This is a genomic window from Microbacterium sp. NPDC055442, from assembly GCF_053644215.1.
Window position 1 is genome coordinate 71857 of the sequence record NZ_JBSHLF010000002.1, and the last position, 25436, is coordinate 97292.

Annotated in this window: 23 protein-coding genes; 22 read left to right on the top strand and 1 reads right to left on the bottom strand. The window is 69.5% G+C overall.

All coding sequences use genetic code 11. The features are described 5' to 3' along the window. Window positions 1-15: 15 nt before the first annotated feature. The 19 genes from ACWIBS_RS04815 to ACWIBS_RS04905 all read left to right on the top strand — a co-directional run bounded on the left by ACWIBS_RS04815 (window position 16) and on the right by ACWIBS_RS04905 (window position 21849). On the top strand, window positions 16-1428 hold the full coding sequence (locus ACWIBS_RS04815) for a UDP-N-acetylmuramoyl-tripeptide--D-alanyl-D-alanine ligase (RefSeq protein ID WP_376126201.1): 1413 nt from the start codon (window positions 16-18) through the stop codon (window positions 1426-1428). Beyond that, window positions 1425-2534: a phospho-N-acetylmuramoyl-pentapeptide-transferase gene (gene mraY, locus ACWIBS_RS04820; RefSeq protein ID WP_376126204.1), complete on the top strand. Its 1110-nt coding sequence runs from the start codon at window positions 1425-1427 to the stop codon at window positions 2532-2534. Before ACWIBS_RS04815 ends, mraY begins: the two co-directional genes overlap by 4 nt. Continuing rightward, the gene (murD, locus tag ACWIBS_RS04825; protein WP_376126206.1) at window positions 2531-4081 is read left to right on the top strand and encodes a UDP-N-acetylmuramoyl-L-alanine--D-glutamate ligase; all 1551 of its coding nucleotides are present in this window, start codon (window positions 2531-2533) and stop codon (window positions 4079-4081) included. Before mraY ends, murD begins: the two co-directional genes overlap by 4 nt. Continuing rightward, window positions 4032-5279, top strand: coding sequence for a putative lipid II flippase FtsW (gene ftsW, locus ACWIBS_RS04830; protein WP_376126209.1), 1248 nt, complete (start codon window positions 4032-4034; stop codon window positions 5277-5279). Before murD ends, ftsW begins: the two co-directional genes overlap by 50 nt. Continuing rightward, window positions 5276-6364: an undecaprenyldiphospho-muramoylpentapeptide beta-N-acetylglucosaminyltransferase gene (murG, locus tag ACWIBS_RS04835; RefSeq protein WP_376126211.1), complete on the top strand. Its 1089-nt coding sequence runs from the start codon at window positions 5276-5278 to the stop codon at window positions 6362-6364. Before ftsW ends, murG begins: the two co-directional genes overlap by 4 nt. Before the next feature lie 55 nt (window positions 6365-6419). After that, window positions 6420-7829, top strand: coding sequence for a UDP-N-acetylmuramate--L-alanine ligase (murC, locus tag ACWIBS_RS04840; protein WP_376126214.1), 1410 nt, complete (start codon window positions 6420-6422; stop codon window positions 7827-7829). A 2-nt stretch (window positions 7830-7831) separates the two neighbouring features. Beyond that, window positions 7832-8776: an FtsQ-type POTRA domain-containing protein gene (locus ACWIBS_RS04845; RefSeq protein ID WP_376126216.1), complete on the top strand. Its 945-nt coding sequence runs from the start codon at window positions 7832-7834 to the stop codon at window positions 8774-8776. Window positions 8777-8943: 167 nt separating this feature from the next. Continuing rightward, window positions 8944-10098 (top strand): cell division protein FtsZ, encoded by a 1155-nt coding sequence (gene ftsZ, locus ACWIBS_RS04850; protein ID WP_376126219.1) that lies wholly within the window; start codon window positions 8944-8946, stop codon window positions 10096-10098. 40 nt (window positions 10099-10138) lie between these two features. After that, the gene (locus ACWIBS_RS04855; RefSeq protein ID WP_376126222.1) at window positions 10139-10849 is read left to right on the top strand and encodes a YggS family pyridoxal phosphate-dependent enzyme; all 711 of its coding nucleotides are present in this window, start codon (window positions 10139-10141) and stop codon (window positions 10847-10849) included. Between the two features lie 32 nt (window positions 10850-10881). Further along, complete coding sequence (locus tag ACWIBS_RS04860; RefSeq protein ID WP_376126225.1) at window positions 10882-11343, top strand: cell division protein SepF; 462 nt, start codon at window positions 10882-10884, stop codon at window positions 11341-11343. A 3-nt stretch (window positions 11344-11346) separates the two neighbouring features. After that, complete coding sequence (locus tag ACWIBS_RS04865; RefSeq protein ID WP_376126227.1) at window positions 11347-11649, top strand: YggT family protein; 303 nt, start codon at window positions 11347-11349, stop codon at window positions 11647-11649. Between the two features lie 123 nt (window positions 11650-11772). Next, entirely contained in the window at window positions 11773-12375 is a 603-nt protein-coding gene (locus ACWIBS_RS04870) for a DivIVA domain-containing protein (RefSeq protein WP_376126230.1), read from the top strand. A gap of 61 nt (window positions 12376-12436) precedes the next feature. Further along, window positions 12437-13144, top strand: a complete 708-nt coding sequence (locus ACWIBS_RS04875; protein ID WP_376126521.1) for a signal peptidase II — start codon at window positions 12437-12439, stop codon at window positions 13142-13144. Window position 13145: 1 nt separating this feature from the next. Next, window positions 13146-14066, top strand: coding sequence for an RluA family pseudouridine synthase (locus ACWIBS_RS04880; RefSeq protein WP_376126232.1), 921 nt, complete (start codon window positions 13146-13148; stop codon window positions 14064-14066). Window positions 14067-14361: 295 nt separating this feature from the next. Continuing rightward, window positions 14362-17880, top strand: coding sequence for a DNA polymerase III subunit alpha (gene dnaE, locus ACWIBS_RS04885; protein WP_376126235.1), 3519 nt, complete (start codon window positions 14362-14364; stop codon window positions 17878-17880). A 50-nt stretch (window positions 17881-17930) separates the two neighbouring features. Then, window positions 17931-18965: a hypothetical protein gene (locus ACWIBS_RS04890; protein ID WP_376126238.1), complete on the top strand. Its 1035-nt coding sequence runs from the start codon at window positions 17931-17933 to the stop codon at window positions 18963-18965. A 27-nt stretch (window positions 18966-18992) separates the two neighbouring features. Continuing rightward, complete coding sequence (gene hisD / locus ACWIBS_RS04895) at window positions 18993-20294, top strand: histidinol dehydrogenase (RefSeq protein ID WP_376126240.1); 1302 nt, start codon at window positions 18993-18995, stop codon at window positions 20292-20294. A 12-nt stretch (window positions 20295-20306) separates the two neighbouring features. Further along, window positions 20307-20780 (top strand): transcriptional regulator NrdR, encoded by a 474-nt coding sequence (gene nrdR / locus ACWIBS_RS04900; protein ID WP_376126243.1) that lies wholly within the window; start codon window positions 20307-20309, stop codon window positions 20778-20780. Window positions 20781-20808: 28 nt separating this feature from the next. Next, window positions 20809-21849, top strand: coding sequence for a quinone-dependent dihydroorotate dehydrogenase (locus tag ACWIBS_RS04905; protein ID WP_376126246.1), 1041 nt, complete (start codon window positions 20809-20811; stop codon window positions 21847-21849). 63 nt (window positions 21850-21912) lie between these two features. Here the strand turns inward: ACWIBS_RS04905 and ACWIBS_RS04910 are convergent, their stop codons facing one another. Then, window positions 21913-22494 carry a DUF3043 domain-containing protein gene (locus ACWIBS_RS04910; protein WP_376126248.1) on the bottom strand — a complete coding sequence of 194 codons (582 nt, stop codon included), beginning with the start codon at window positions 22492-22494 and terminating at the stop codon, window positions 21913-21915. A 47-nt stretch (window positions 22495-22541) separates the two neighbouring features. Between ACWIBS_RS04910 and ACWIBS_RS04915 the strand changes: the two genes are divergently transcribed. The 3 genes from ACWIBS_RS04915 to ctaC all read left to right on the top strand — a co-directional run bounded on the left by ACWIBS_RS04915 (window position 22542) and on the right by ctaC (window position 25435). Then, entirely contained in the window at window positions 22542-23939 is a 1398-nt protein-coding gene (locus ACWIBS_RS04915; RefSeq protein ID WP_376126251.1) for a dipeptidase, read from the top strand. 83 nt (window positions 23940-24022) lie between these two features. Then, window positions 24023-24388 (top strand): iron-sulfur cluster insertion protein ErpA, encoded by a 366-nt coding sequence (erpA, locus tag ACWIBS_RS04920; RefSeq protein WP_376126253.1) that lies wholly within the window; start codon window positions 24023-24025, stop codon window positions 24386-24388. A gap of 159 nt (window positions 24389-24547) precedes the next feature. Further along, on the top strand, window positions 24548-25435 hold the full coding sequence (gene ctaC / locus ACWIBS_RS04925; protein WP_376126255.1) for an aa3-type cytochrome oxidase subunit II: 888 nt from the start codon (window positions 24548-24550) through the stop codon (window positions 25433-25435). Window position 25436: the final 1 nt, after the last annotated feature.

Here is a 25436-nt window from a genome sequence, read left to right on the forward strand (position 1 = left end):
CCGGCCGGAGACTCGATGATCGCCCTGACCCTCGCCCGTGTGGTGGATGCCGTCCGCGGCGACCTCCGCCTCGCGGCATCCGACACCGTCGACACGATCGTGTCGGGCGCCGTGGACACCGACTCGCGCCTCATCGCGCCCGGCGGCATCTTCGTCGCCAAGCCCGGCGAATCCACCGACGGGCACCGGTTCGTCGATGCCGCCGTCGAGCGCGGCGCCGTGCTCGCGATCGTCGAGCGTCCCGTCGCGGCGGCCGTGACCCAGATCGTCGTGCCCGACGCCGTCGCCGCACTCGCCGACCTCGCGCGGGTCGTCGTGGCCGACGTGCGCTCGCGCGGCGACCTGCGGGTCATCGGGATCACGGGCTCGAACGGCAAGACCACGACGAAGAACATGCTCGCGCGCATCCTCGAGCCGGCGGGCGAGACGGTCTCGCCCAAAGCCTCGTTCAACAACGAGGTCGGCGCGCCCCTGACGATGCTGCGGGTCACCGAATCGACGCGATACCTCGTCTGCGAGTTCGGCGCGAGCGGACCGGGCGAGATCGCGCGGCTCGCGGGCCTGGTCGAACCGGACGTCGGTGTCGTGCTCATGGTCGGGATGGCCCACGCGGGCGGCTTCGGCGGCATCGAGGCGACGTTCCTCGCGAAGTCCGAGCTCGTGCGCGCCGTGCGCCCGGGCGGTCTGGCCGTGCTCAACGGCGACGACCCGCGGGTCGCAGCGATGGCGCCCCTCGCCCACGAGCACGACATCGCCGTGCGCTGGTTCGGGCGCGGACCCGTCGCGGACGTGCGCGCGGCAGACCTCGACGTGACGGCGTCCGGCACGTCCTGCACGGTGACCGTCGGCGCCGAATCGGCGGCGCTGCGCCTGCGCGTTCTCGGCGAGCACCACATCATGAACGCCCTCGCGGCGATCGCTGCGGCGACAGCCCTCGGCGTGCCGCTCGTGGACTGCATCGAGCGGCTCGAAGCGGTCGAGATCGCCGAGCGCTGGCGCATGCAGCCGCTCGGCTCGGATCGCGTCCGCATCATCAACGACGCCTACAACGCCAGCCCTGACTCGATGTCGGCCGCCCTGCGCACCCTCGCGCAGATCACGGGACCGGACCAGCGCATGGTCGCTGTCCTCGGCGCCATGAGCGAGCTCGGCGAGCATGCCGGCGACGAGCACGACCGCATCGGAGAGCTCGCCGTGCGGCTGCGCATCCCGCGCATCGTCGTCGTCGGCACCGAGGCGCGGCGACTCTTCCTCGCCGCCGTCGGCGAGGGCTCCTGGAGCGACGAGGCCGTCTTCTTCGCGACGGCCGACGAGGCGTACGACTACCTCCTGGGCGAGCTGCGCGACGGCGATCGGGTGCTGGTGAAATCCTCGAACGCGGCGGGTCTGCGGTTCCTGGGGGATCGTCTGGGAGAATCGTTCGCGTGAGATCACTCCTGACTGCCGCAGCGATCTCGCTGGCCTTCACGCTGTTCCTCACACCCGTCTTCCTGCGGCTGTTCCGCAAGTGGGGCTGGGGACAGGTCATCCGCACGCCCGACAACGTGCACAACCCGAGCCACGGCGAGAAGCGCGGCACCGCGACGATGGGCGGCACGATCTTCATCGTCGGCGCGATCGTCGGCTATCTCGTCGGAACCTATACGGGCAACAACCCGCCCACGATCTCGGGCTGGCTCGTCGTGTGGATGATGGTCGGGTTCGGCGCCGTCGGCTTCATCGACGACTACATGAAGGTGCGGCGTCAGCGCAGTCTCGGGCTGACCGGGTGGCGCAAGATCCTCGGGCAGGTCATCGTCGCGGTGCCGTTCGGCGTCGCGTCGCTGATGTTCCCGGATGCCACGGGCCAGACGCCCGCCTCCCCGTACGTCTCGATCTTCCGTGACGTGCCCTGGCTCGGCTTCATGACGCTCGGGCTCATCGTGGGCTGGATCGTCTACCTGCTGTGGATCACGTTCATCGGTGTGGCCTTCTCGAACAGCGTCAACGTGTCCGACGGCCTCGACGGCCTCGCCGCGGGCGCGGGCATCTTCGTCGTCGGCGCCTACAGCCTCATCGCCTTCTGGCAGTTCAACCAGGCCTGCGGCGGCGGCGCGCTCTCGCCCGATCTCGGGGCCGCGTGCTACCAGGTGCGCAACCCCTTCGACCTCGCCATCATCTCGGCCTCGTTCGTCGGCGCCCTCGTCGGCTTCCTGTGGTGGAACGCCCCCAAGGCCAAGGTCTTCATGGGTGACGTCGGATCGATGGCGATCGGTGGCGTGATCGCCGCGATGGCGATCCTCACGCGCACCGAACTGCTCGCCGTGCTCGTCGCGGGCGTGTTCATCATCGGCCCGGGATCGGTCATCCTGCAGCGGCTGTACTTCAAGGTGACGCGCGGCAAACGCCTCTTCCTGATGAGCCCGTTCCACCATCACCTCGAGATGCGCGGGTGGTCCGAGATCACGATCGTCGTGCGCATGTGGATCATCGCGGGGATGCTGGCGGTCTCGGGCATCGGCTTCTTCTACGTCGAATGGCTCTCACGCACATGACCGCGGATCGCCTCGCATCCCTCACGAGCTGGCACGCCGACTGGAAGGGACTGCGCGTCGCGGTGCTGGGCCTGTCGGTCACGGGCTTCTCGGTCGCCGACACCCTCGCCGAGCTCGGTGCCGACGTGCTCGTGCTCACGGAGCAGGCCGACGAGGAATACGCGCGGCTCGTGCCCGTCATCGGGGCGCGGTTGTGGGAAGGGTCGCTGCGCAGCGCCCCGCAGCCGCTCATCGAGTTCGCCCCCGAGCTCGTCATCGCCTCGCCGGGCTTCTCGCCGCGGCATCCGCTCGTCGAGTGGACGCGCGCGCAGGGCATCGCGCTGTGGGGCGACATCGAGCTGGCCTGGCGGGTCCGCGACAAGGTCGTGCGCTCCGACGGCTCGGCCTCAGACTGGATCCTCGTGACGGGCACGAACGGCAAGACCACGACGACCCGGCTCGCCGCGACGATGCTCGTCGCGGGTGGGCTGCGCGCCGCTCCCGTCGGCAACATCGGCACGCCGGTGCTCGACGCCGTCCGGGACCCGGCAGGCTTCGACGCGCTCGTCGTCGAACTCTCCAGCCACCAGCTGTGGTATCTCGGGCTGCAGACGGGTCCGGAGCCGCTTTCGCCGCACGCCGCCGTGTGCCTCAACCTCGCCGACGACCACCTCGAGTGGCACGGCACGGCGGCGGACTACCGCGCCGCGAAGGCGCGGGTCTACGACCGGACCCGGGTCGCGTGCGTCTACAACAAGAGCGACGTCGCGACGCGCGAGATGGTCGAGGACGCCGACGTCGTCGAGGGGGCGCGTGCCATCGGATTCGACCTGGGCGTCCCCGGCCCCAGCGATCTGGGCGTCGTCGACGGCATCCTCGTCGACCGTGCCTTCCTCGAGGACCGCCGCACGAGCGCGCTCGAGCTGACGACGGTGGCCGACCTCGCATCGATGGGCCTGGCCGCTCCGCACATGGCGGCGAACATCCTCGCCGCCGCGGCGCTGGCACGCTCGCTCGACGTGCCGCCCGCGGCGATCCGCGACGCTCTCGTCCGTTTCCGTCTCGACCCGCACCGCATCGAGGTCGTCGCGTCGGTGGCGGGCATCACCTGGGTCGACGATTCGAAGGCGACGAACCCGCATGCGGCGGCATCCTCTCTCGCGGCGTATCCGGGCGCCGTGTGGGTCGTCGGCGGGGTGCTCAAGGGCGTGGACATCTCGGATCTCGTCGCGCAGCGCGGCGTGTCGGTCAAGGCCGCGATCGTGATCGGCGAGGAGCGCACGTCGGTCGTCGAGGCGTTCTCACGACACGCGAGCGGGGTGCCCGTCTTCGAGGTCGACGCCGCTCAGACTGAAGACATCATGGCGCGGGTCGTGGAGCTGGCGACCGAGATCGCGCGTGACGGGGACGTCGTCCTACTCGCCCCCGCCGCCGCGTCGTTCGACCAGTTCTCGTCCTACGCCGACCGCGGCCGGCGCTTCGCCGATGCGGTGAGAGAACGGCTCGGGAGGGGGACCGATGGCGGACACGACGTCGACCCGGAAGGGCCCGCGACCGAGCGAGCCTGAGCGCCCCTCCAAGCGCGGGCTCTCCGCGCGCGTGTCGCTCGGCAGGGTCTTCGCGCCCGTTCCGAGCGAGTTCCTGCTCATCTCGTCGACGGCCCTGCTGCTGACGATCTTCGGGCTCGTCATGATCCTCTCGGCGACATCGGCGAACTCGGCGGCGATCGGGGAATCGCCCTTCGAGTCGATGATCCGGCAGGGCATCTTCGCGATGCTCGGCGTGCCGCTCATGTTCATCGCGAGCCGGTTCCCGATCACCTTCTGGAAGCGCGTCGCGTGGCCGGCACTCATCGGGGCGACGATCTTCCAGCTGCTCGTCTTCGTGCCGGGCCTGGGCGTCGAAGCGTACGGAAACCGCAACTGGATCTCGATCGGGGGAGTGCAGGCGCAGCCCTCCGAGTTCCTCAAGCTGGCCCTGGCCCTGTGGGTCGGCTACGTGCTGTACCGCAAGCGCACGCTCCTGGGACTCTGGCGTCACGTGTTCATCCCGCTCGTGCCCGTCTCGATCCTCGTCATCGGCACCGTCATGGCCGGAGACGACCTCGGCACCGCCATGATCCTCGTGCTGATCGTGCTCGGAGCCCTCTTCTTCTCCGGCGTCAAGCTGCGGATCTTCCTGCTGCCGGCGATCGGTGCGGCGGCCGCCGTGGCGTTCCTCGCGGTCACGAGCCCCGACCGCGTGCGCCGGTTCATGAGCTTCCTCAACCCGAACTGCCTCGACGACTATCTCAACGACTGCTATCAGCCGCTGCACGGCATGTGGGGCCTCGCGGGCGGCGGCATCTTCGGGCTGGGCCTGGGCAACTCGCGGGAGAAGTACGACTGGCTCCCCGCCGCGGCGAACGACTACATCTTCGCGATCGTCGGCGAGGAGCTCGGACTCATCGGGTGCATCGTCGTGCTCGCCCTGTTCGCCCTGTTCACGGTCGGCGCGTTCCACGTCATCCGCAAGACCGACGACCCCTTCGTGCGCATCGTCGCGGGCGGGATCACCGTGTGGATCGTCGGGCAGGCGCTCATCAACATCGGCGTCGTGCTCCGGGTCTTCCCCGTGCTCGGCGTGCCCCTGCCGTTCATGTCGCAGGGCGGAACCTCGCTGCTGTCCGTGCTCATCGCCTGCGGCGTGCTGCTGTCCTTCGCCCGCTCGCTGCCGCCCCCGGCATCCCGGGTCGTCCCAGCGGGGCGTGCGAAGATCTCTCGGTGAGTTCTTCGCCCCCGCCCCGCACCTACCTGCTCGCAGGCGGCGGCACCGCCGGTCACGTCAATCCGCTGCTGGCCGTCGCCGACGCCCTGCGCGAGCGCGAGCCCGACGCGCAGATCCTCGTCCTGGGCACCCGCGAGGGGCTCGAGGCCCGGCTCGTGCCGGCGCGCGGGTACGAGCTCGTCTTCGTCGACAAGGTCCCCTTCCCCCGCCGCCCGAATCGGGATGCCGCGGCCTTCCCGCTGCGCTTCCGCCGTGCCGTCGGGCAGGTGCGCGACATCGTCCGCGCCCGCGGCGTCGACGTCGTCGTCGGCTTCGGCGGCTACGCGTCGGCACCGGCCTACGTCGCGGCGCGCCGCGCCCGCGTGCCGGTCGTCGTGCACGAGGCGAACGCCCGGCCCGGGCTCGCGAACATCCTCGGCGCCCGCTCGGCGGCGTCGGTCGGGGTCGCCTTCGAGGGCACGCCCATCAAGCGCGCCCGTGTCGTGGGCATGCCGCTGCGGCGCGAGGTCGTCGAGCTCGACCGCTCCGCGCTGCGCGTCGAAGCGGCCGCGCACTTCGGGCTCGAGCCTGACAGGCCGACGCTCCTCGTGTTCGGCGGGTCGCTCGGGGCGGCCCGGCTCAACGCGGCCCTCGAGGGTTCCTGGCGCGATGTGCTCGACGCCGGATGGCAGCTCGTGCACGTCACGGGCGAGCGCTCCGACCTCGCCGACCCCGGTGCATCCGGCTACGCCCTGCGCCGCTACGTCGACCGCATGGACCTCGCCTTCGCGATGGCCGACCTCATTGTCGCACGCGCCGGTGCGGCGACCGTGAGCGAGATCAGCGCACTGGGCATCCCCGCGGTGTACGTGCCGTACGCCGTCGGCAACGGCGAGCAGGCACTCAACGCCGGCTCGGCCGTGCGGGCCGGCGCGGCACGCCTCATCGCGGACGCCGAGTTCACACCCGACCGGGTGCGGTCGGAGATCGTGCCGCTGCTCGCCGACGGCGCGACGCGAGAGCGGATGCGCGAGGCGGCATCCCGCATCGGCACGCGCCGCGGCACCGAGAACGTCGTCGCCCTCGTCGACGAGGCGCTGACCTGATCGTCCCGCGCGGCGAGAGCCGGCGCCTGCGGGGCCGACTTAGGATTGACGGGCCATGATCCGACCCGACCTGAGCCTTCCGATCCCCGAGACCATCGACGCCGCGCACTTCATCGGCATCGGCGGCTCGGGCATGTCCGGGCTGGCCCGCATGTTCCTCGAGCGGGGCATCCGCGTGTCGGGCTCCGACCGTGCCGACAGCCCCGGGCTGCGCCAGCTCGCCGAGCTCGGAGCGATCGTGCACGTGGGTCACGACGCCGCGAACCTCGCAGACGACGTCGACACCGTCGTGCACACGGGGGCCATCTGGCCCGAGAACCCCGAGTTCGTGCTCGCCAAGGAGCGCGGGCTGCACGTCATCCACCGCTCGCAGGCCCTGCACTGGCTCATCGGCGGCCGGCCGCTCGTCTCGGTCGCCGGAGCGCACGGAAAGACGACCTCGACCGGCATGATCGTCACGGCGCTGCAGGCGCTGGGCGCCGACCCGACGTTCGTCAACGGCGGGGTCATCGAGCAGCTCCGCGTCTCGAGCGGCAGCGGAGCCGACGATCTCGTCGTCATCGAGGCCGACGAGTCCGACGGCACGTTCCTGCTCTACGACACGGCGGTCGCCCTCATCACGAACGTCGACCCCGACCACCTCGACCACTGGGGCTCGCGCGACGCCTTCGACGCGGCGTTCGCCCGCTTCGCCGACGAGGCGCGCGATGCCGTCGTGCTCTCGTCCGACGACCCTGGCGCCGTGTCGGTGCGCGAGCGCATCACCCACCCGAACGTGCTGACCTTCGGCACGGCACCGGACGCCGACGTGCGCGTGACCGACATCGTCACCGATGGTCCGGTCGCCTTCACGATCCGGCACGGCGTCGCGGCGGCGGCCGTGCAGCTGACCGTGCCGGGTGCTCACAACGCGCTCAACGCCGCCGGTGCGGTCGCCGTGCTCATCGCCCTCGGCCATGACGTGCTCGACGCGGCGCGTGCCGTCGAGGGCTTCGCGGGCACCGCCCGCCGCTTCGAACTGCACGGCGTCATCCGCGGCGTGAGCGTCTTCGACGACTACGCGCACCACCCCACCGAGGTCGCCGCGGCCCTCGCCGGCGCGCGCACCGTCGCGGGCGGGGGGCGGATCATCGCGCTGCACCAGCCGCACACCTACTCGCGCACGGCGGACATGTTCCAGGAGTTCGCCGACGTCCTCGAGTCCCACGCCGACCACACCGTCGTCCTCGACGTCTACGGCGCGCGGGAGGATCCCGTTCCCGGCGTCACGGGCGCCCTCGTCAGCGAGGCCTTCGCCGACCCGGCGCACGTCCACTTCGTCGCCGATTGGCAGGACGCCGCCGACTACACCGCGTCCGTGGCACGCGAGGGCGACTTCATCGTGACGCTCGGGTGCGGCAACGTCAACCTGATCGTGCCGCAGGTGCTCGAGGCCCTCGGCCGCGCGACGCCCGCGGCGGAGTAGGCATGCGCCGGCCCCCGCCGCTGCCGCAGCCGAGCACGGCCCCGCCCCGGCCCGAGCGCCCGGCGACCGGCGCCGAGCCCGATGCGACGGCACCCATCGTGCCGATCACGTTCGCGGGTCCCGATCCGGATGCTGCCGCCCCGCCGCCGTCGGATCGCGAGTCGGCGGGCGACGCGCCCGACGGCATCGGCGTGCGCGACGTCTGGGCCGCCACACGGGCGCGCCGTCGGGCGCTGCGCGCCGAAGTGCGCCGCTTCACGGCGCGGCAGCGCAGGCGACGCGCGGTGTGGATCAGCGCCGTGGCCTCGGTCGTGCTGCTCGCGGCGGCGACCGTCGGTGCGGCATACAGTCCCCTCTTCGCCGTCGAGCAGGTGACCGTCGTCGGCGCGTCGCAGCTCGATGCCGCCGCTGTCGAAGACGCGCTGTCGGGCCAGATCGGCACACCTCTCGCCTCGGTCGACGAGAGCCGGGTGAAGGCGGCGCTCGTGGGCTTCCCGCTCGTCGAGACGTACACGCTCGAGGCGCGCCCCCCGCACGAGCTCGTCGTGCGGATCGTCGAGCGCACACCGGTCGGCTACATCGAGACCTCAGCCGGATTCACCCTCGTGGATGCCGCGGGGGTGGCGCTGTCGACCGCGCCCTCGCCCGGCGAGGGAGCCCCCGTCCTGACCGTGCGGGGCGGTGCCGACTCGTCGGCGTTCCGGGCCGTGGGCCTGGTCATGCGTACGCTCCCCGAATCCATCCGCGCGCAGGTCACGGCCGTCACGGCGACCTCCCCGGACGATGTGCGCCTGTCGCTGGGCGGCTCGAACGCGATGGTCGTGTGGGGGAGCGCCGATGACTCGGCGATGAAGGCCGTCGTGCTCGAGACGGCGATGGCGGCGCGCCCGCCGGACACGGTCGTCGAATACGACGTTTCGTCGCCGGCCGCCGTCGTCATCCGCTGACGATCCCGACTTCCGACGGCAACTTCACGGGCGATGTCGCGACACGCCGTCCTCCTCCGGCCCGAGGCGCGGCATCCGCCTACGTTCGGAATCAGGAATTGCATACCGAGCAATTCTTTAAACCTCTAGATGAGGTTGAAGGTTTGGTTCGAAAGACGGAGGCCGGCATGAGCCAGAACCAGAACTACCTCGCAGTCATCAAGGTGGTCGGAGTGGGCGGGGGCGGCGTGAACGCCGTGAACCGCATGATCGAGCTCGGACTGCGCGGCGTGGAGTTCATCGCGGTGAACACCGACGCGCAGGCGCTGCTCATGAGCGACGCGGACGTCAAGCTCGACGTCGGGCGTGAACTCACGCGCGGACTCGGCGCGGGCGCCGATCCCGAGGTGGGTCGCCGGGCGGCGGAAGACCACGCCGAGGAGATCGAGGAGGCCTTGCGCGGTGCCGACATGGTCTTCGTCACGGCGGGCGAAGGCGGCGGTACGGGCACCGGCGGTGCGCCGGTCGTCGCGAAGATCGCGAAGTCCATCGGAGCGCTCACCATCGGTGTCGTGACGAAGCCGTTCTCGTTCGAGGGTCGCCGCCGGCAGCAGCAGGCGGAGACCGGCGTCGCGAAGCTCAAGGAAGAAGTCGACACCCTCATCGTGGTGCCGAACGACCGACTCCTCGAGATCAGCGACCGCGGCATCTCGATGATCGAGGCGTTCGCGACGGCCGACCAGGTGCTCCTGGCCGGTGTGCAGGGCATCACCGACCTCATCACGACGCCCGGTCTGATCAACCTCGACTTCGCCGACGTCAAGTCGGTCATGCAGGGCGCGGGCTCCGCCCTCATGGGCATCGGCTCCGCCCGCGGAGCGGACCGCGCCATCAAGGCCGCCGAGCTCGCGGTCGAATCGCCCCTGCTCGAAGCATCCATCGAAGGCGCGCACGGCGTGCTGCTGTCGATCCAGGGCGGGTCGAATCTCGGGATCTTCGAGATCAACGACGCCGCGCAGCTGGTCAAAGAGGCGGCGCACCCCGAGGCCAACATCATCTTCGGAACGGTCATCGACGACACGCTCGGAGACGAGGTGCGGGTCACGGTCATCGCGGCGGGCTTCGACGGCGGACAGCCGCAGGCGCGTATCGAGCCGATCACGGCGTCGCGCGACTTCTCGGCACCGGTCGTGCCGGCGACGCCCGCTCAGGACGCCGCCCGCGAGCTCGACACGCCCGAACCCGCTCCCGCCGAGCCGGTCTCGGTCGGCGTCTCGGTGCCCGACGCCTACGACTCGGCGTTCGGCGACGACGACCTCGACATCCCGGACTTCCTCAAGTAAGTCCCGCACGACGATCGACAGACTCAGAGAACGGATTTTCATGCCCCCGTCCCCTGAGTCTGTCGACGTCGCGGCGCTGTCGGCGCGACTGGCCGACATCGACGAACGCATCGCCCAGGCGGCGCGCGACGTCGGCCGCGCACCGAGCTCCCTCACGCGCATCGTCGTGACGAAGTTCCATCCCGCGGCGCTGGTCACAGCCCTCGCCGACCTCGGTGTGTGCGATGTCGGCGAGAACCGCCAGCAGGAGCTCACCGCCAAGCGCGCCGAGCTGCCCGACCTCGACGTCGATTGGCACTTCATCGGCCAGCTGCAGACCAAGAAGGCTCGCGCCGTGCGCGCCGCGGCATCCATCGTTCACTCGGTCGACCGCGGTCGGGTCGCCGATGCGCTCGACGCCGCGGCGGAGGCCTCCGATCCCGTCCTGGATGTGCTGCTGCAGGTGAACCTCACGGCAGACCCGGGTCGAGGCGGCGTCGCGCCGGAGGATCTCGCCGAGCTCGCCGAACACGTCGCCGATCGACGGTCGCTGCGCGTGCGCGGGATCATGGCCGTCGCGCCCCTCGAGGAGCCGCCCGCCGCCGCGTTCGCGCGCCTGGCAGCCTTCAGCGATGTGGTGCGAGCGACGGTGCCGGATGCGGATTGGATCTCAGCCGGCATGACGGCAGACTTCGCCGAGGCGATCGCCGCGGGTGCGACACACCTGCGGATCGGCTCGGCAATCACGGGACCGCGGCCCGACCGCGGTTAACCTCGGAACAGACGAGCACAACGGAGGATGCGATGTCGAACCCGCTCAAGAAGACCATGGTGTACCTGGGCCTCGCCGACGAGGAAGAGGTGTACGAGGAGCCTGCGCCGCAGCCCCGCGGTCGCAAGACCGAAGCCGTCGTCGAGAAAGCAGCGCCCGTGACCCCGATCCATCGCCCCGCCGTCGTGCGCCAGCCGGCGCCGACCGCCATCAGCGAGATCCTGACGGTGCATCCCAAGCAGTACCGCGACGCGCAGGTCATCGCCGAGAACTTCCGCGACGGCGTGCCGGTCATCATCAATCTCTCGCAGATGAGCGACGCCGACGCGCGCCGTCTGATCGATTTCGCGAGCGGACTCTCGCTGGGCCTGTTCGGGCGCATCGAGCGGGTCACGAGCAAGGTCTTCCTGCTCTCGCCCGAGAACGTCGCCGTGTCGGGTGACGGCGCCGTCGCGCACGCCGACGCGGAGTCCGTGCCCTTCGCACAGCAGTAAGCCGTGGAGCTCGTCCGCCTCGCCGCGGCGATACTGAACGGCGCGCTCGTCCTGTACGTGCTCGTGCTGCTCGTGCGTCTCGTGCTCGAATGGGTGCCGATCTTCAACCGCGAATGGCGGCCCAAAGGGCTCGGCCTCGTCGCCGCCGAGATCGTCTACACCGTGACCGACCCGCCGATCCGACTCTTCCGACGCCTCATCCCTCCGTTGCGCGTCGGGGCCATCGCGATCGACTTCGGTTTCGCCCTCACGATGCTCCTGTGCTTCGTGCTGCTCTCGATCACGAGAGCCTTCATGTCCGTCTGACTCCGCACGGACCGACACCACAGGGGTGGATGCCGCGGCTATGCTTGGCAGGTACGGCTTGCCAGTCGGCGGGTCCGCCCCAGACCGTTGCCACCGACCTGAGCGCTCGAAAGAGGAATCACCATGGCTTTGACTCCGGATGACGTCGTCACCAAGCAGTTCCAGCACGTCCGTTTCAAGGAAGGCTTCGACCCGGACGAGGTCGATGACTTCCTCGACGAGATCGTCGTCGAGTGGCGCAAGACGATCGCCGAGAACGAAGAGCTGAAGGCGAAGCTCGCCGCGTACGAGTCCGGCGAGGCGCCGGCCTCCGAGACCGTCGAGTCCGTCGAGGTCATCGAAGAGGTGTCGGTTCCCGCACCCGCGGCCGAAGCGGCACCGCAGGCCACCCCCGCGCCCGTCTCGGCATCGGCCGGCCTCATCGAGCTCGCTCAGCGGGTGCACGACGAGCACGTCGCCGAGGGCGAGGCTCAGCGCGACAAGCTCATCGCCGACGCCAAGTCGCAGGCGGCCGCCATCATCTCGGACGCCGAGACACGTGGTCGCGAAGAGATCGCACGCCTCGATCGCGAGCGCGTCTCGCTCGAGGGCCGCATCTCCGATCTGCGTCAGTTCGAGCGCGACTACCGCACGCAGCTGCGCGGCTACATCGAGAGCCACCTCCGCGACCTCGAGACGACCGGCACGGCATCGGGTTCGACCCCGATCTCTGCGGCCGGCCTCTGAACCTGTCCCTTTGACACGCCCGCACACGAGCGCGTCGAAGCTTCGTCCGGCGGCGGCCGGCATCACGATCGCGATTCTCGCGGCAGTGGTGCTGGCCGCCGACCAGTTCTCGAAGCAGCTCGCCCTCGAGAACCTGCCGCTGCAGCAGACGGTCCCCGTTTTCGGGGACTTCCTGAGCTTCTATCTCGTGAAGAACCCCGGCGCGGCCTTTTCGCTCGGCGAGGGGGTCACCTGGATCTTCACGATCGCGCTGGCTCTGGTCGCGGTGGTCATCGGCTGGCTCGCCGTCACGCGCGTGCGCTCACGCCTGTGGGCGGTCGTGCTCGGCCTGCTGCTGGGGGGTGTGCTCGGCAATCTCACCGATCGCCTCTTCCGCGAGCCCGGCTTCGCGGTCGGGCACGTGATCGACTTTATCAACACGCCCTGGATGTGGTTCTTCCCGGGCATGTCGCCGGCGATCTACAACGTCGCCGACATCTTCATCGTGTGCGACATGATCCTGGTCGCACTGCTGATCATCCTGGGAGTGCACATGGACGGAACACGCGAATCGCGACACGACTCCGAGCGCGAGACGATTCTCGGCGAAGGCGACGAAGTGGCGCCCGGCGGCGCAGTCTCGGGCTTCGGCGACGAGTTCCCCGTCGCCGACCCTGATGTCGGCATCCCCGCCGATGAACGCGGACTGCCGCCGCTCACGCAGCGCGAGCAGCGTGAGGTCGAGCGCGAAGCGGACCGCGAGGCGGACGAACACCGCGACGACCGCTGACATGCCCACCCGGATGCTCCCCGTGCCCGACGGGCTCGACGGAACTCGGGTGGACCAGGCGCTCGCGAAGATGCTCGGCTTCTCGCGCACGTTCGCGGCCGAGGTCGCCGAAGCGGGCGGCGTGCTGCTCGACGGCGGTGTCGTGGGCAAGTCCGACCGGGTCTCGGCAGGAAGCGTGCTCGACATCACGTGGACGGATCGGCAGGAGCCCGTCGTCGTGCCGCTCGCGGTTCCCGACCTCGGCATCGTGCACGAAGACGACGACATCGTCGTGATCGACAAGCCGGTCGGCGTCGCGGCGCATCCCTCCGTCGGCTGGGAGGGTCCGACCGTGCTGGGGGCGCTGGCGGCGGGCGGCGTGCGCGTCGCGACAACGGGGGCGGCCGAGCGCCAGGGCATCGTGCATCGGCTCGACGTGGGCACGAGCGGGCTCATGGTGGTCGCCAAGTCCGAGCACGCCTACACGGCGCTCAAGCGGGCGTTCAAGGAGCGCGAGGTCGAGAAGATCTATCACGCGATCGTGCAGGGGCATCCCGACCCCCTCACCGGCACGATCGACGCACCGATAGGCCGACACGCGACCCACTCGTGGAAGTTCGCGGTCACACCCGACGGCAAGGACTCCGTGACGCACTACGAGACGATCGAGGCGTTCCCCGGAGCATCGCTGCTCGAGATCCACCTCGAGACGGGCCGGACGCACCAGATCCGTGTGCACATGGCCGCCCACCGGCATCCGTGCGTCGGCGATCCGCTGTACGGCGCCGATCCGACCCTCTCCGCTCGGCTGGGGCTCACGCGCCAGTGGCTGCACGCGCACCAGCTCTCCTTCGCGCACCCCGCGACGCGGGAGTGGTCGACCTTCACCTCGGAGTACCCCGGCGACCTCGCTCACGCGCTCGAGGTCCTGCGCGGCGACTGAGCCGACGGGGGAGGAGGTCGCGACGCCGGCCCGGGATGACATCCCCCACGGACCTCCTCGTGCCGGCGTCGCACTTCGACGTTAGGCACGCCGTGTCCGGCGTCGACGGGGATCACCGCCGGTGCCGTGCCCGTCGGGCGGGTTGCCGTGGCACGGCGGCGTTCCTGCGTGTCGTGCGCCGTGCACCTGCGTGTTCGGCGCGGGCGAGGGGGACACAGGACGACACCGTGCACGGCATGCGCGGCCGAGGGCCACCTCGGGCCCTGATGTCCGAGCCGCTACGTAGACTCGATGCGTGGCATCCGACTCTTTCGTACACCTGCACGTGCACAGCGAATACTCGATGCTCGACGGGGCCGCGCGCATCGGATCGATGGTGCAAGAGGCGGTGCGGCTCGAGATGCCGGCGATCGCCGTCACCGACCACGGCAACACGTTCGCCGCCTTCGAGTTCTACAAGGCGGCGAAAGATGCCGGCATCAAGCCGATCATCGGGATCGAGGCCTACGTCACCCCGGGAACGCACCGCGGCGACCGCTCGCGCGTGCGATGGGGCACGCCCGGACAGTCCGACGACGACGTGTCGGGCTCGGGCGCGTACACGCACATGACCCTGCTGTCCGAGACGACGGAAGGCATGCACAACCTCTTCCGGCTCTCGTCGCGGTCGAGCCTCGAGGGCTACTATTTCAAGCCCCGCATGGACCGCGAGCTGCTTCAGACCTATGCGAAGGGTCTCATCGCCACGACCGGCTGCCCCTCGGGCGAGATCCAGACGCGACTGCGGCTCGGACAGTACGACGCGGCGCGGGCCGCGGCGGCGGAATTCCAGGACATCTTCGGCAAGGACAACTACTTCACCGAGATCATGGATCACGGTCTGTCGATCGAGCGACGCGTCATCGGCGACCTGCTGAAGATCTCGAAAGACCTCGGCATCCCGCTCGTCGCGACGAACGACCTGCACTACACGCATCAGCACGATGCGAAGAGCCACGCGGCGCTGCTCTGCGTGCAGTCCGGCTCGACCCTCGATGACCCGAAGCGCTTCAAGTTCGACGGCGACGGGTATTACGTCAAGACCGCCGCCGAGATGCGACAGGTCTTCCGCGAGCACCCTGAGGCGTGCGACACGACGCTGCTGATCGCCGAACGGTGCGACGTCGAGTTCAACACGTCGGCGAACTACATGCCCCGCTTCCCCGTGCCGGACGGCGAGACCGAGGAGTCCTGGTTCGTCAAAGAGATCGAGCAGGGGCTGCACGTCCGGTATCCCACCGGCATCCCCGACGATGTACGCAGGCAGGCCGAGTACGAGACCGGGGTCATCGTTCAGATGGGCTTCCCCGGCTACTTCCTCGTCGTGGCCGACTTCATCAACTGGGCCAAGCGCAACGGCATCCGCGTCGGTCCCGGTCGCGGATCGGGCGCCGGATCGATGGTGGCGTACGCGATGGGGATCACCGATCTCGACCCGCTGCAGCACGGGCTCATCTTCGAGCGCTTCCTCAACCCCGACCGCGTCTCGATGCCCGACTTCGACGTCGACTTCGACGACCGTCGCCGCGGCGAGGTCATCCAGTACGTCACCGAGAAGTACGGCGACGAGCGCGTGGCCCAGATCGTCACGTACGGCACCATCAAGGCCAAGCAGGCCTTGAAAGACGCCGGGCGCGTGCTCGGCTTCCCGTTCAGCATGGGGGAGCGGCTCACCAAGGCCATGCCGCCCGCCGTCATGGGCAAGGACATGCCGCTCGAGGGCATGTTCGACACGAAGCACCCGCGCTTCAAAGAGGCCTCCGAGTTCCGCGCTCTCATCGAGACCGACGCCGAGGCCAAGACGGTGTTCGACACCGCGGTGGGCCTCGAGAACCTCAAGCGCCAGTGGGGCGTGCACGCCGCCGGCGTGATCATGTCCAGCGAGCCGCTGCTCGACATCATCCCGATCATGAAGCGCGAGCAGGACGGCCAGATCGTCACGCAGTTCGACTACCCCGCGTGCGAATCGCTCGGCCTCATCAAGATGGACTTCCTGGGGCTGCGCAACCTCACGATCATCAATGATGCGCTCGACAACATCGAGGCCAACCGCGGCCACCCCCTCGTGCTCGAAGATCTCACGCTCGACGATGCGGCATCCTACGAGCTGCTCTCGCGCGGTGACACGCTGGGCGTGTTCCAGCTCGACGGCGGGCCCATGCGCTCGCTCCTCCGGCTGCTCAAGCCCGACAACTTCGAGGACATCTCGGCCGTCATCGCCCTGTACCGTCCAGGACCCATGGGTGCGAACTCGCACATCAACTACGCCCTGCGCAAGAACGGGCAGCAGGACATCACGCCGATCCACGAGGAGTTCACCGACTCGCTCTCGGACATCCTCGACACGAGCTACGGCCTGATCATCTACCAGGAGCAGGTCATGGCGATCGCCCAGCGTGTCGCCGGATTCAGCCTGGGTCAAGCCGACATCCTGCGCCGCGCGATGGGAAAGAAGAAGAAGTCCGAGCTCGACAAGCAGTTCGAGGGCTTCCAGGCGGGCATGCACGCCAACGGCTACTCCGACGAGGCCGTGCAGAAGCTGTGGGAGATCCTGCTGCCGTTCTCGGACTACGCCTTCAACAAGGCGCACTCCGCCGCATACGGGCTGGTCTCGTACTGGACGGCCTATCTCAAGGCGCACTATCCCGCCGAGTACATGGCGGCCCTGCTCACGAGCGTGGGCGATGCGAAGGACAAGCTCGCGATCTATCTCAACGAGTGCCGGCGCATGGGCATCAAGGTGCTGCCGCCCGACGTCGGCCAGTCGATCCGCTACTTCGCCGCCGTCGGCGAGGACATCCGCTTCGGACTGGGTGCCGTCCGCAACGTCGGCACGAACGTCGTCGATGCGATCGTCGCGTCGCGTGCCGACGAGCCGTTCACGTCGTTCCACGGCTTCCTCACGAAGGTGCCCGTGCACGTCGCCAACAAGCGCACGGTCGAATCGCTCATCAAGGCGGGTGCGTTCGACTCGCTCGGCGACACCCGGCGCGCCCTCATGGAGATCCACGAGGATGCCACCGAGGCCGCCGTGCTCGACAAACGGCGCGAGGCCAACGGCGAGGTCGGATTCGACTTCGACTCGCTGTGGGGCGACGACGAGCCGCAGCAGGCGGCGAAGGTGCCCGATCGCCCGGAGTGGACCAAGAAGGACAAGCTCGCGTTCGAGCGCGAGATGCTCGGCCTGTACGTGTCCGACCACCCGCTCGCCGGGCTCGAGATCCCGCTCGCGAAGCACGCGTCCATCAGCATCCACGACCTGCTCGCGAGCGAGGTCCTCGATGACGGCGACCAGGTCACGATCGCGGGGCTCGTCACGAGCGTGCAGCACCGTGTCGCGAAGCAGAGCGGCAACCCCTACGGCATGATCACCGTCGAAGACTTCAACGGCGAGATCACCGTCATGTTCATGGGCAAGACCTACACCGAGTTCTCGTCGATGCTGCAGGCCGACTCGATCCTCGTCGTTCGCGGCCGCGTGTCCCGCCGCGACGACGGCATGAATCTGCACGCGCAGGCGGTGTTCTCGCCCGATCTCGGAACGATGGATGCCGCGGGGCCGCTCACTCTGACGATGCCCGAGCACCGTGCGACCGAGACGGTGATCGGCGATCTCGCCGACGTCCTCGGGCGCCACCGCGGCGAGACCGAAGTGACCCTCAAGCTGCACAAGGGCGGCACGGCGAAGGTCTTCGAGGTGCCCCTCACCGTCACCGTGACCGCTGACCTGTTCGGTGAGCTCAAGGGGCTGCTCGGCCCGCAGTGCCTCGGATGAGCCGCCGGTAGGATTCAGAAGACCCCTTGCTCGGAACCGGAAGGACCATCGTGACCGACCACCAGGACGAGAACATCGACGTCGACACCGACATCACGGTCGACGAAACCGACATGACGGTCGACGAACCCGCGAGCTCGGGGGAGCGTCCCCAGTACGGGGTCGGACCGTTCACGATCCGCGAGGTCTCGCTCGCGGGGATCTGGCTCGCGGCGTTCGTCGTCTCGTTCTTCCCCGTCGCCGCCATCATCGGGGGCCCCCGCGAGAGCCTCCTGTTCGGCTTCGGTTCGGTCTGGACCTCGGGTCTGGGCTGGGTCCTCACGATCGGTCTGCCCACGATCGCCGTCTTCCTGCTCGTGCTGCGGCGGCTGTCCCCCCAGGGCATCCGGCGATTCGGCTCACTCGGGATCGATCAGTTCGCCTCGGTGGCCTTCTCGGTGTCGACGGTCGTGTGGCTACAGCTGGTCTGGGAGACCGTCGCGTTCTCGCTCGCGGGCGGTGCATGGTTCCGCTCATGGGTCATCTGGGTGGAGTTCTTCCTCATGCTCGCCGGTGTGCTGCTGACGGTGTTCGGCTCGCTCATCCCGCCGTTCTCCGAGGACTTCGAAGGGCGTCGCGAGATCGCCGCGCACCGCAACGCGCGACCGGTCCGCGCCGTCTCCCCGCGTCCGGTGCGACCCCGGCCCGAGCCGCACGCTCCGGAAGCCGAGCGGGGTGCGCCGGCCGACGGCACGTACGCGCCCGTCGCCGAGGCCGACGCCTACGACGCCGGCACGGCCGACGAGCCGCCCTACGGCGCCGAGCCCGCCGAAGCTGATGCGGACTGGGACCCCGATCAGGTGCGCGACACCTACGAGCCCGTCGCGCAGGAGCCCGTCGCGGACGAACCCGTGCGGCACCAGGCTTTCTGGGCGCTCGTTCCCGAGGAGCGCGACGTCGTCGACGAGCACGGCGCGCCGCTGTTCCGCATCGGACCGACCGCCTGGGCACTCGTCATCGAGGACCACGGCGACCGATTCGTCGTGCGCCACGAAGACGGCCGGGTCGGGCACCTGCTCGACATCGAGGACGTGACGCGCGGCTGAGGCCCGCTGCCGCGCTAGCGTAGACGGATGCTTCGCACGATCGACCTTCGCGGGCGCGCCCTCTCACCCACCGAACTGCTCGCCGCTGTGCCCCGTGCCGTCTCGGCGCGGGACGAAGCCCTCGCGGCGGCGGCGCAGATCGTGTCCGACGTCGCCGCGCGCGGCGAGGATGCGCTCCGCGAGCAGGCCGAGCGCTTCGACGGCGTGACCGGCCACGCGATCCGCGTGCCGGCGGCGCATCTCGACGAAGCCCTCGCGAACCTCGATCCCGCCGTGCGCGACGCCCTCGAAGCGGCGATCGAGCGCGTGCGCGCGGCATCCCTCGCTCAGATTCCGCCCCCCGTCGTCACGGAGCTCGCCCCGGGTGCCCGCGTCGCGCAGCGCTGGCAGCCCGTGCGCCGCGTCGGGTTGTATGTGCCCGGCGGCAAGGCCGTATACCCGTCGAGCGTCGTCATGAACGTCGTGCCGGCGCAGGTCGCCGGAGTCCAGCGGATCGCCCTCGCGTCGCCGCCGCAGCGCGACGCGGACGGTCGCGTGCATCCCGTCATCCTCGCGGCGGCCCGCCTGCTCGGCGTCGACGAGGTCTACGCGATGGGCGGGGCCGGCGCGATCGCCGCATTCGCGCACGGTGTGGCGTCGTTCGGGCTCGACCCCGTCGACGTCGTGACCGGACCGGGCAACAACTTCGTCGCGGCGGCCAAGCGCGCCGTCGCGGGGCGTGTCGGCACCGATTCCGAGGCGGGAGCGACCGAGATCCTCATCGTCGCCGACGAGACGGCCGATCCGCGGCTCGTCTCGGCCGATCTGATCAGCCAGGCCGAACACGACGAACAGGCCTCGGCCGTGCTCGTGACCACTTCAGCGGCACTCGCGGCCGAGGTTCACGCCGACCTCGAGCAGCGCGCGCCGCGCACGAGGCACGCCGATCGGGTGGCGACGGCGCTGCGCGGACCGCAGTCCGCGATCGTGCTCGTCGACGATCTCGCGGCGGCGACGGCGTTCAGCAATGCGTATGCGCCCGAGCACCTCGAGCTGCACCTGTCCGATCCGCATCCCGAGGACTTCGTGCACGCCGGGGCCGTATTCGTCGGCGCGAACTCGCCCGTGAGCCTCGGAGACTACCTCGCCGGCTCCAATCACGTGCTGCCGACGGGCGGTCAGGCGCGGTACGCGGCGGGTCTCTCCGCCGCGACGTTCCTGCGCCCGCAGCAGGTCATCGAGTATGACCATGACGCGCTGGCGGGCGTGCGCGAGGCGATCGTGACCCTCGCCGAAGCCGAGCACCTGCCCGCGCACGGCGAAGCCGTCGACGTGCGGTTCGACGCGTAGGCTGGGGCTGACATGCACTGCCCGTTCTGCCGCCACTCCGACTCGCGCGTCATCGATTCGCGCACGAGCGATGACGGGCTGAGCATTCGTCGCCGGCGCCAGTGCCCCGAATGCGGCGGCCGCTTCACGACGGTCGAGACGGCGAGCCTCAGCGTCATCAAGCGCTCCGGCGTCGTCGAGCCGTTCAGTCGCGAGAAGGTCGTCTCGGGAGTGCGCAAGGCATGCCAGGGCCGGCCTGTGACCGATGCCGATCTCGCGATGCTCGCGCAGCGCGTCGAGGAGTCGATCCGCCAGACGGGCTCATCGCAGCTCGATGCAAATGAGATCGGACTGGCGATCCTCGGCCCCTTGCGCGAACTCGACGAGGTCGCGTACCTGCGGTTCGCGAGCGTGTATCGGGCGTTCGAATCGCTCGAGGACTTCGAGTCGGCGATCGACCAGCTGCGTGCGGATCGTGCACCGGCTCCTGCTGCCGTCGACGAGTGAGCGCCCCCGGGGCGATACCCTGAACGGGATGTATCCCCTTCTCTTCCGCACCGTCCTGTCGCGCATCGATCCCGAATCGGCGCACCACCTCGGGATGAAGGTGATCCGGATGCTGGGGCTTCCGGGTCTCGCGTGGGCTTCGCGCGCGCTCACCCGACCCCATGCCGACCTGCGCACCGAAGCGCTCGGGCTGCGTTTCGACTCGCCCTTCGGGGTCGCCGCCGGCTTCGACAAAGACGTGATCGGCGCATCGGGACTGTGGGCGCTCGGCTTCGGCCATGTCGAGGTCGGCACGGTGACGGCCATCCCCCAGCCCGGCAACCCGCGTCCGCGCCTGTTCCGGCTGGTCCCGGACCGCGCCGTGATCAACCGGATGGGCTTCAACAACGGCGGGGCGGCTGCCGCGTCGGTGCGGCTCGAGAAGCTGCGGCGGCGTCGACGACGACCTGTCGTCGGGGTCAACATCGGCAAGAGCCGCGTCGTCGATGTCGCCGACGCGACGGCCGACTACGTGCGCAGCGCGACGCTGCTGGCTCCGCTGGCCGACTACCTCGTCGTCAACGTCTCGTCTCCGAATACGCCCGGCCTGCGCAGCATGCAGGCCGTCGAGACGCTGCGTCCGCTGCTCGAAGCGGTTCGGGATGCCGCGGGTTCCACGCCCTTGCTGGTCAAGATCGCGCCCGACCTGTCCGATGACGAGGTCGAGGCGATCGCGCGGCTCGCGGTCGACACGGATCTGGCAGGGATCATCGCGACCAACACGACGATCTCGCGCGAGGGCCTGCGCACGTCGTCTGACGTCGTCGAGGCCGCCGGCGCGGGCGGGCTGTCCGGCGCACCGCTCAAAGCACGCGCGCTGGAGGTGCTTCTCCTGGTGCGCGCCGTCGTGCCGGCGCAGTTCTGCGTCATCTCGGTCGGCGGAGTCGAGACGGCCGCCGATGTGCGGGAGCGCCTCGACGCCGGCGCGAACCTCGTGCAGGGCTACACGGCGTTCCTCTACCGCGGCCCGCTGTGGGCCCGTCAGATCAACCGTGAGTTGCGCCGGATCACTGCCGCGAAGCGGCGTTGACGCGGCGGGATTCACCGTCGAGGAGCGCGCGAAGCGCGCGTATCGAGACCGCCTGCGACGACCTCAGTCGGGGCGCCCGCCGCGCTTGACCTGCGGCTTGGGCAGCCGCAGGAAGCGCATCTGGATCGTGCGCATCGCGGCGTACCAGCCGAGGCCCTTCTCCGTCTGGTCGCCCCACTTGGCCCGTGCGGCCTTCTTGACGCGGATCGACGTGATGATCATGTCGCCGACGACGAAGAGGATGAAGATACACAGGGAGATGAAGGAGTAGTACTGGATTCCGGCGACCGGGATGAAGGTCGCGACGATGACGAGCACCATGGCCGGCATGACCGCCTCGCCCAAGTGCCACCCGGCATCGACGAAGTCGCGCACCCATCGTCGCTGGGGGCCCTTGTCGCGCGGCGTCAGGTAGCGGTCGTCGCCGGCTGCCATGCCGACGCGCGCCTTCTCGCGCTGTGCCGCGATCTCGGCCTTCGCGCGCGCCTTGCCCTCTTTCGTGTCCGGAACGAGCGGGCGCTTGCGCGCTGCTTCACGCTCGGCGCGCGATGGCGTCGGCCGGCCCTTCCCGATGGAGGTGCCGTTGAGCACGGTGCCGTCGGACGGCGCGTCGCCGGACGCGGATGTTGCGGGGGTCTTGGCCACGATGGATCCTCGGATCTGCGGGAAGGGTGCCCTCTAAGATTACCCGCATGACCTCAGAGCTCTCCCGCCAGAAGTCCGTCGCGGATGCCGCGAGCGCCGGCATCCCCTCGGCGCTCGCCGATCTCGGCGCCCTCGTGCGCATCCCCTCGATCGCCTTTCCGGGGTTCGATCCGAGTGACGTGCGCCGCAGCGCTGAAGCCGTCGCGGCCCTCGCCGAAGGCCTCGGCATCTTCGACCGCGTCGAGATCCGCGACGCGGCGATCCCCGGCACCGGCGAGCGGGGGATGCCGGCCGTGCTGGCCACGCGTGCCGCGCGCAACGGCCGGCCGACCATTCTGCTCTACGCGCACCACGACGTTCAGCCTGTCGGCGACGAATCGCTGTGGGAGTCGGCGCCCTTCGAGCCGACGGTGCGCGACGGACGGCTCTACGGTCGCGGCGCGGCCGACGACAAGGCCGGTGTCATGGTGCACATCGGTGCGCTGCGCGCGCTCAAAGAGGTGCTCGGCGACGACTTCGACCTCGGCGTCGCCCTCTTCATCGAGGGGGAGGAAGAGGCGGGATCGCGGTCGTTCGCGCAGTTCCTCGCCGACAACGCCGATGCGCTGCGCGCCGACGTCATCGTCGTCGCGGACTCGGGCAACTGGGATGCCAAGACACCCGCGCTCACGGTGTCGCTGCGCGGCAACGCGCGTTTCACCATGTCCGTCCGCACGCTCGAGCACGCGTCGCACTCCGGCATGTTCGGCGGCGCCGTGCCCGACGCCATGATGGCCACCGTGACGCTGCTGGCGACGCTGTGGGACGAGAACGGCTCGGTCGCCGTCGAGGGCCTGCAGACGCGGGATGCCGCGACCCCGGACTACACCGAAGAGACCCTGCGCGACGAGGCGGGCCTGCCCGAGGGGGTCCGCCCGATCGGCGACGGCACGATCCTGAGCCGCATCTGGAACAAGCCGTCGATCACCGTGACGGGAATCGACGCGCCGAGCGTCGTGAACGCGTCGAACACCCTGACGCCCGAAGTGAGCGTCGTCGTCAGTGCGCGCATCGCGCCGGGGCAGTCCGCCGAAGAGGCGTACGCCGCGATCGAAGCGCATCTGCGGTCGCATGCCCCGTTCGGCGCTCAGCTGTCCTTCCGCGACGCCGATTTCGGCAACGGGTTCCTGGGGGACACGTCCGGCTGGGCCGCCGCCACGGCGCGCGAAGCCCTCGACGAGGGATACGGAGTGACTCCGGTCGATCTCGGCATCGGCGGGTCGATCCCGTTCATCGCGGATCTGGTGAGGGAGTTCCCGGGGGCGCAGATCCTCGTCACCGGTGTCGAAGACCCGCACGCGCGGGCGCACAGCCCGAACGAGTCGCTGCACCTCGAGACGTTCCGCAACGCCCTCGTGTCCGAGGCGCTGCTGCTGGCCAAGCTCGACGCGCGGCGGGGCGACTGAGCCAATACGCCGAGTGCGGAGCCCCTTCCGGGCTGCGCGGCGTAGAATCGTGGCATCCGGCAGCACCGATCTCGGAGGATCACATGACCGACACCGCTCTGTCTACCGACCAGGAAGCCCGCGCGCACAACGTGTCGCTGACCGACGCTGCGGCACTCAAGGTCAAGAACCTGCTCGAGCAGGAGGGCCGCGACGACCTGCGCCTGCGGGTCGCTGTGCAGCCCGGCGGCTGCAGCGGACTGATCTACCAGCTCTACTTCGACGAGCGCTACCTCGAAGGTGACCAGGCGGTCGAGTTCGAGGGCGTCGAAGTCATCGTCGACGAGATGAGCGTCCCGTACCTCGACGGCGCCTCGATCGACTTCAAGGACACGATCTCCGAGCAGGGATTCACGATCGACAACCCGAACGCCGGCGGCAGCTGCGCGTGCGGAGACAGCTTCCACTGATCGGAACGGAAATCCGACGGAACCCGGCGCGCTCATCAGCCGCCGGGTTCTGTCGTCCTCGGCGGGAGATGGCGCGACAAGCTGGGCAGATGGCCTGAAGTGCCTGAGCGGTTGCCCTAGACTGGCGTGAGTCACATTCGCGACTTGGAAAGGTGCACCGTGCCCTCGAAACGCCGCCTCCGCTGGGCCCTCCTCCCCGTCGGGATCGCTACGGCCGCCATCTTGGCCGGATGCACCCCGACGGAGCTCAACGGGTATCTACCGGGCTTCGTCGAGGACGGTCCCGCGACGACGAACCACACCGAGATGGTGTCGGGCCTGTGGGTCAACTCCTGGATCGTGCTGCTCGCCGTCGGCGTCATCACGTGGGGTCTCACGCTGTGGGCCGCGATCGTCTACCGACGTCGCCGCGGACAGACCGGTCTGCCGGTCCAGCTGCGCTACAACATGCCGATCGAGATCTTCTACACGGTCGTGCCGGTCATCCTCGTGCTCGGATTCTTCGCGTTCACCGCGCGTGACCAGGCCATCCTCGAGGACTACGACGAGAACCCCGACGTGTCGATCACGGCGATCGGCAAGCAGTGGGCGTGGGACTTCCAGTACGACGGCGCCACCGACGACGACACGGTCTGGTCGATGGGCGTCCAGGCGCAGACCGACGAGTCCGGCAACATCATCAACGAGCTGCCGACGCTCTACCTGCCGGTCGACAAGTCCGTCACGATCAACCTGCAGTCGCGCGATGTCATCCACTCCTTCTGGATCATCGACTTCCTCTACAAGAAGGACATGTACATCGGCCGCGACAACCTGTGGTCGTTCACGCCGACGCGCGAGGGTGAGTACGCCGGCAAGTGCGCCGAGCTCTGCGGCGAGTACCACTCGATGATGCTCTTCAACGTCAAGGTCGTCAGCGAGGCCGAGTACGAGGACTACCTCGACTCCCTCGAAGCCGCGGGGCAGACCGGTGACATCAACAACGAATACGACCGGCTCCAGAACCTTCCCGGTACGGGCGGGGTCGCATCGGAGGGACAAGACTGAC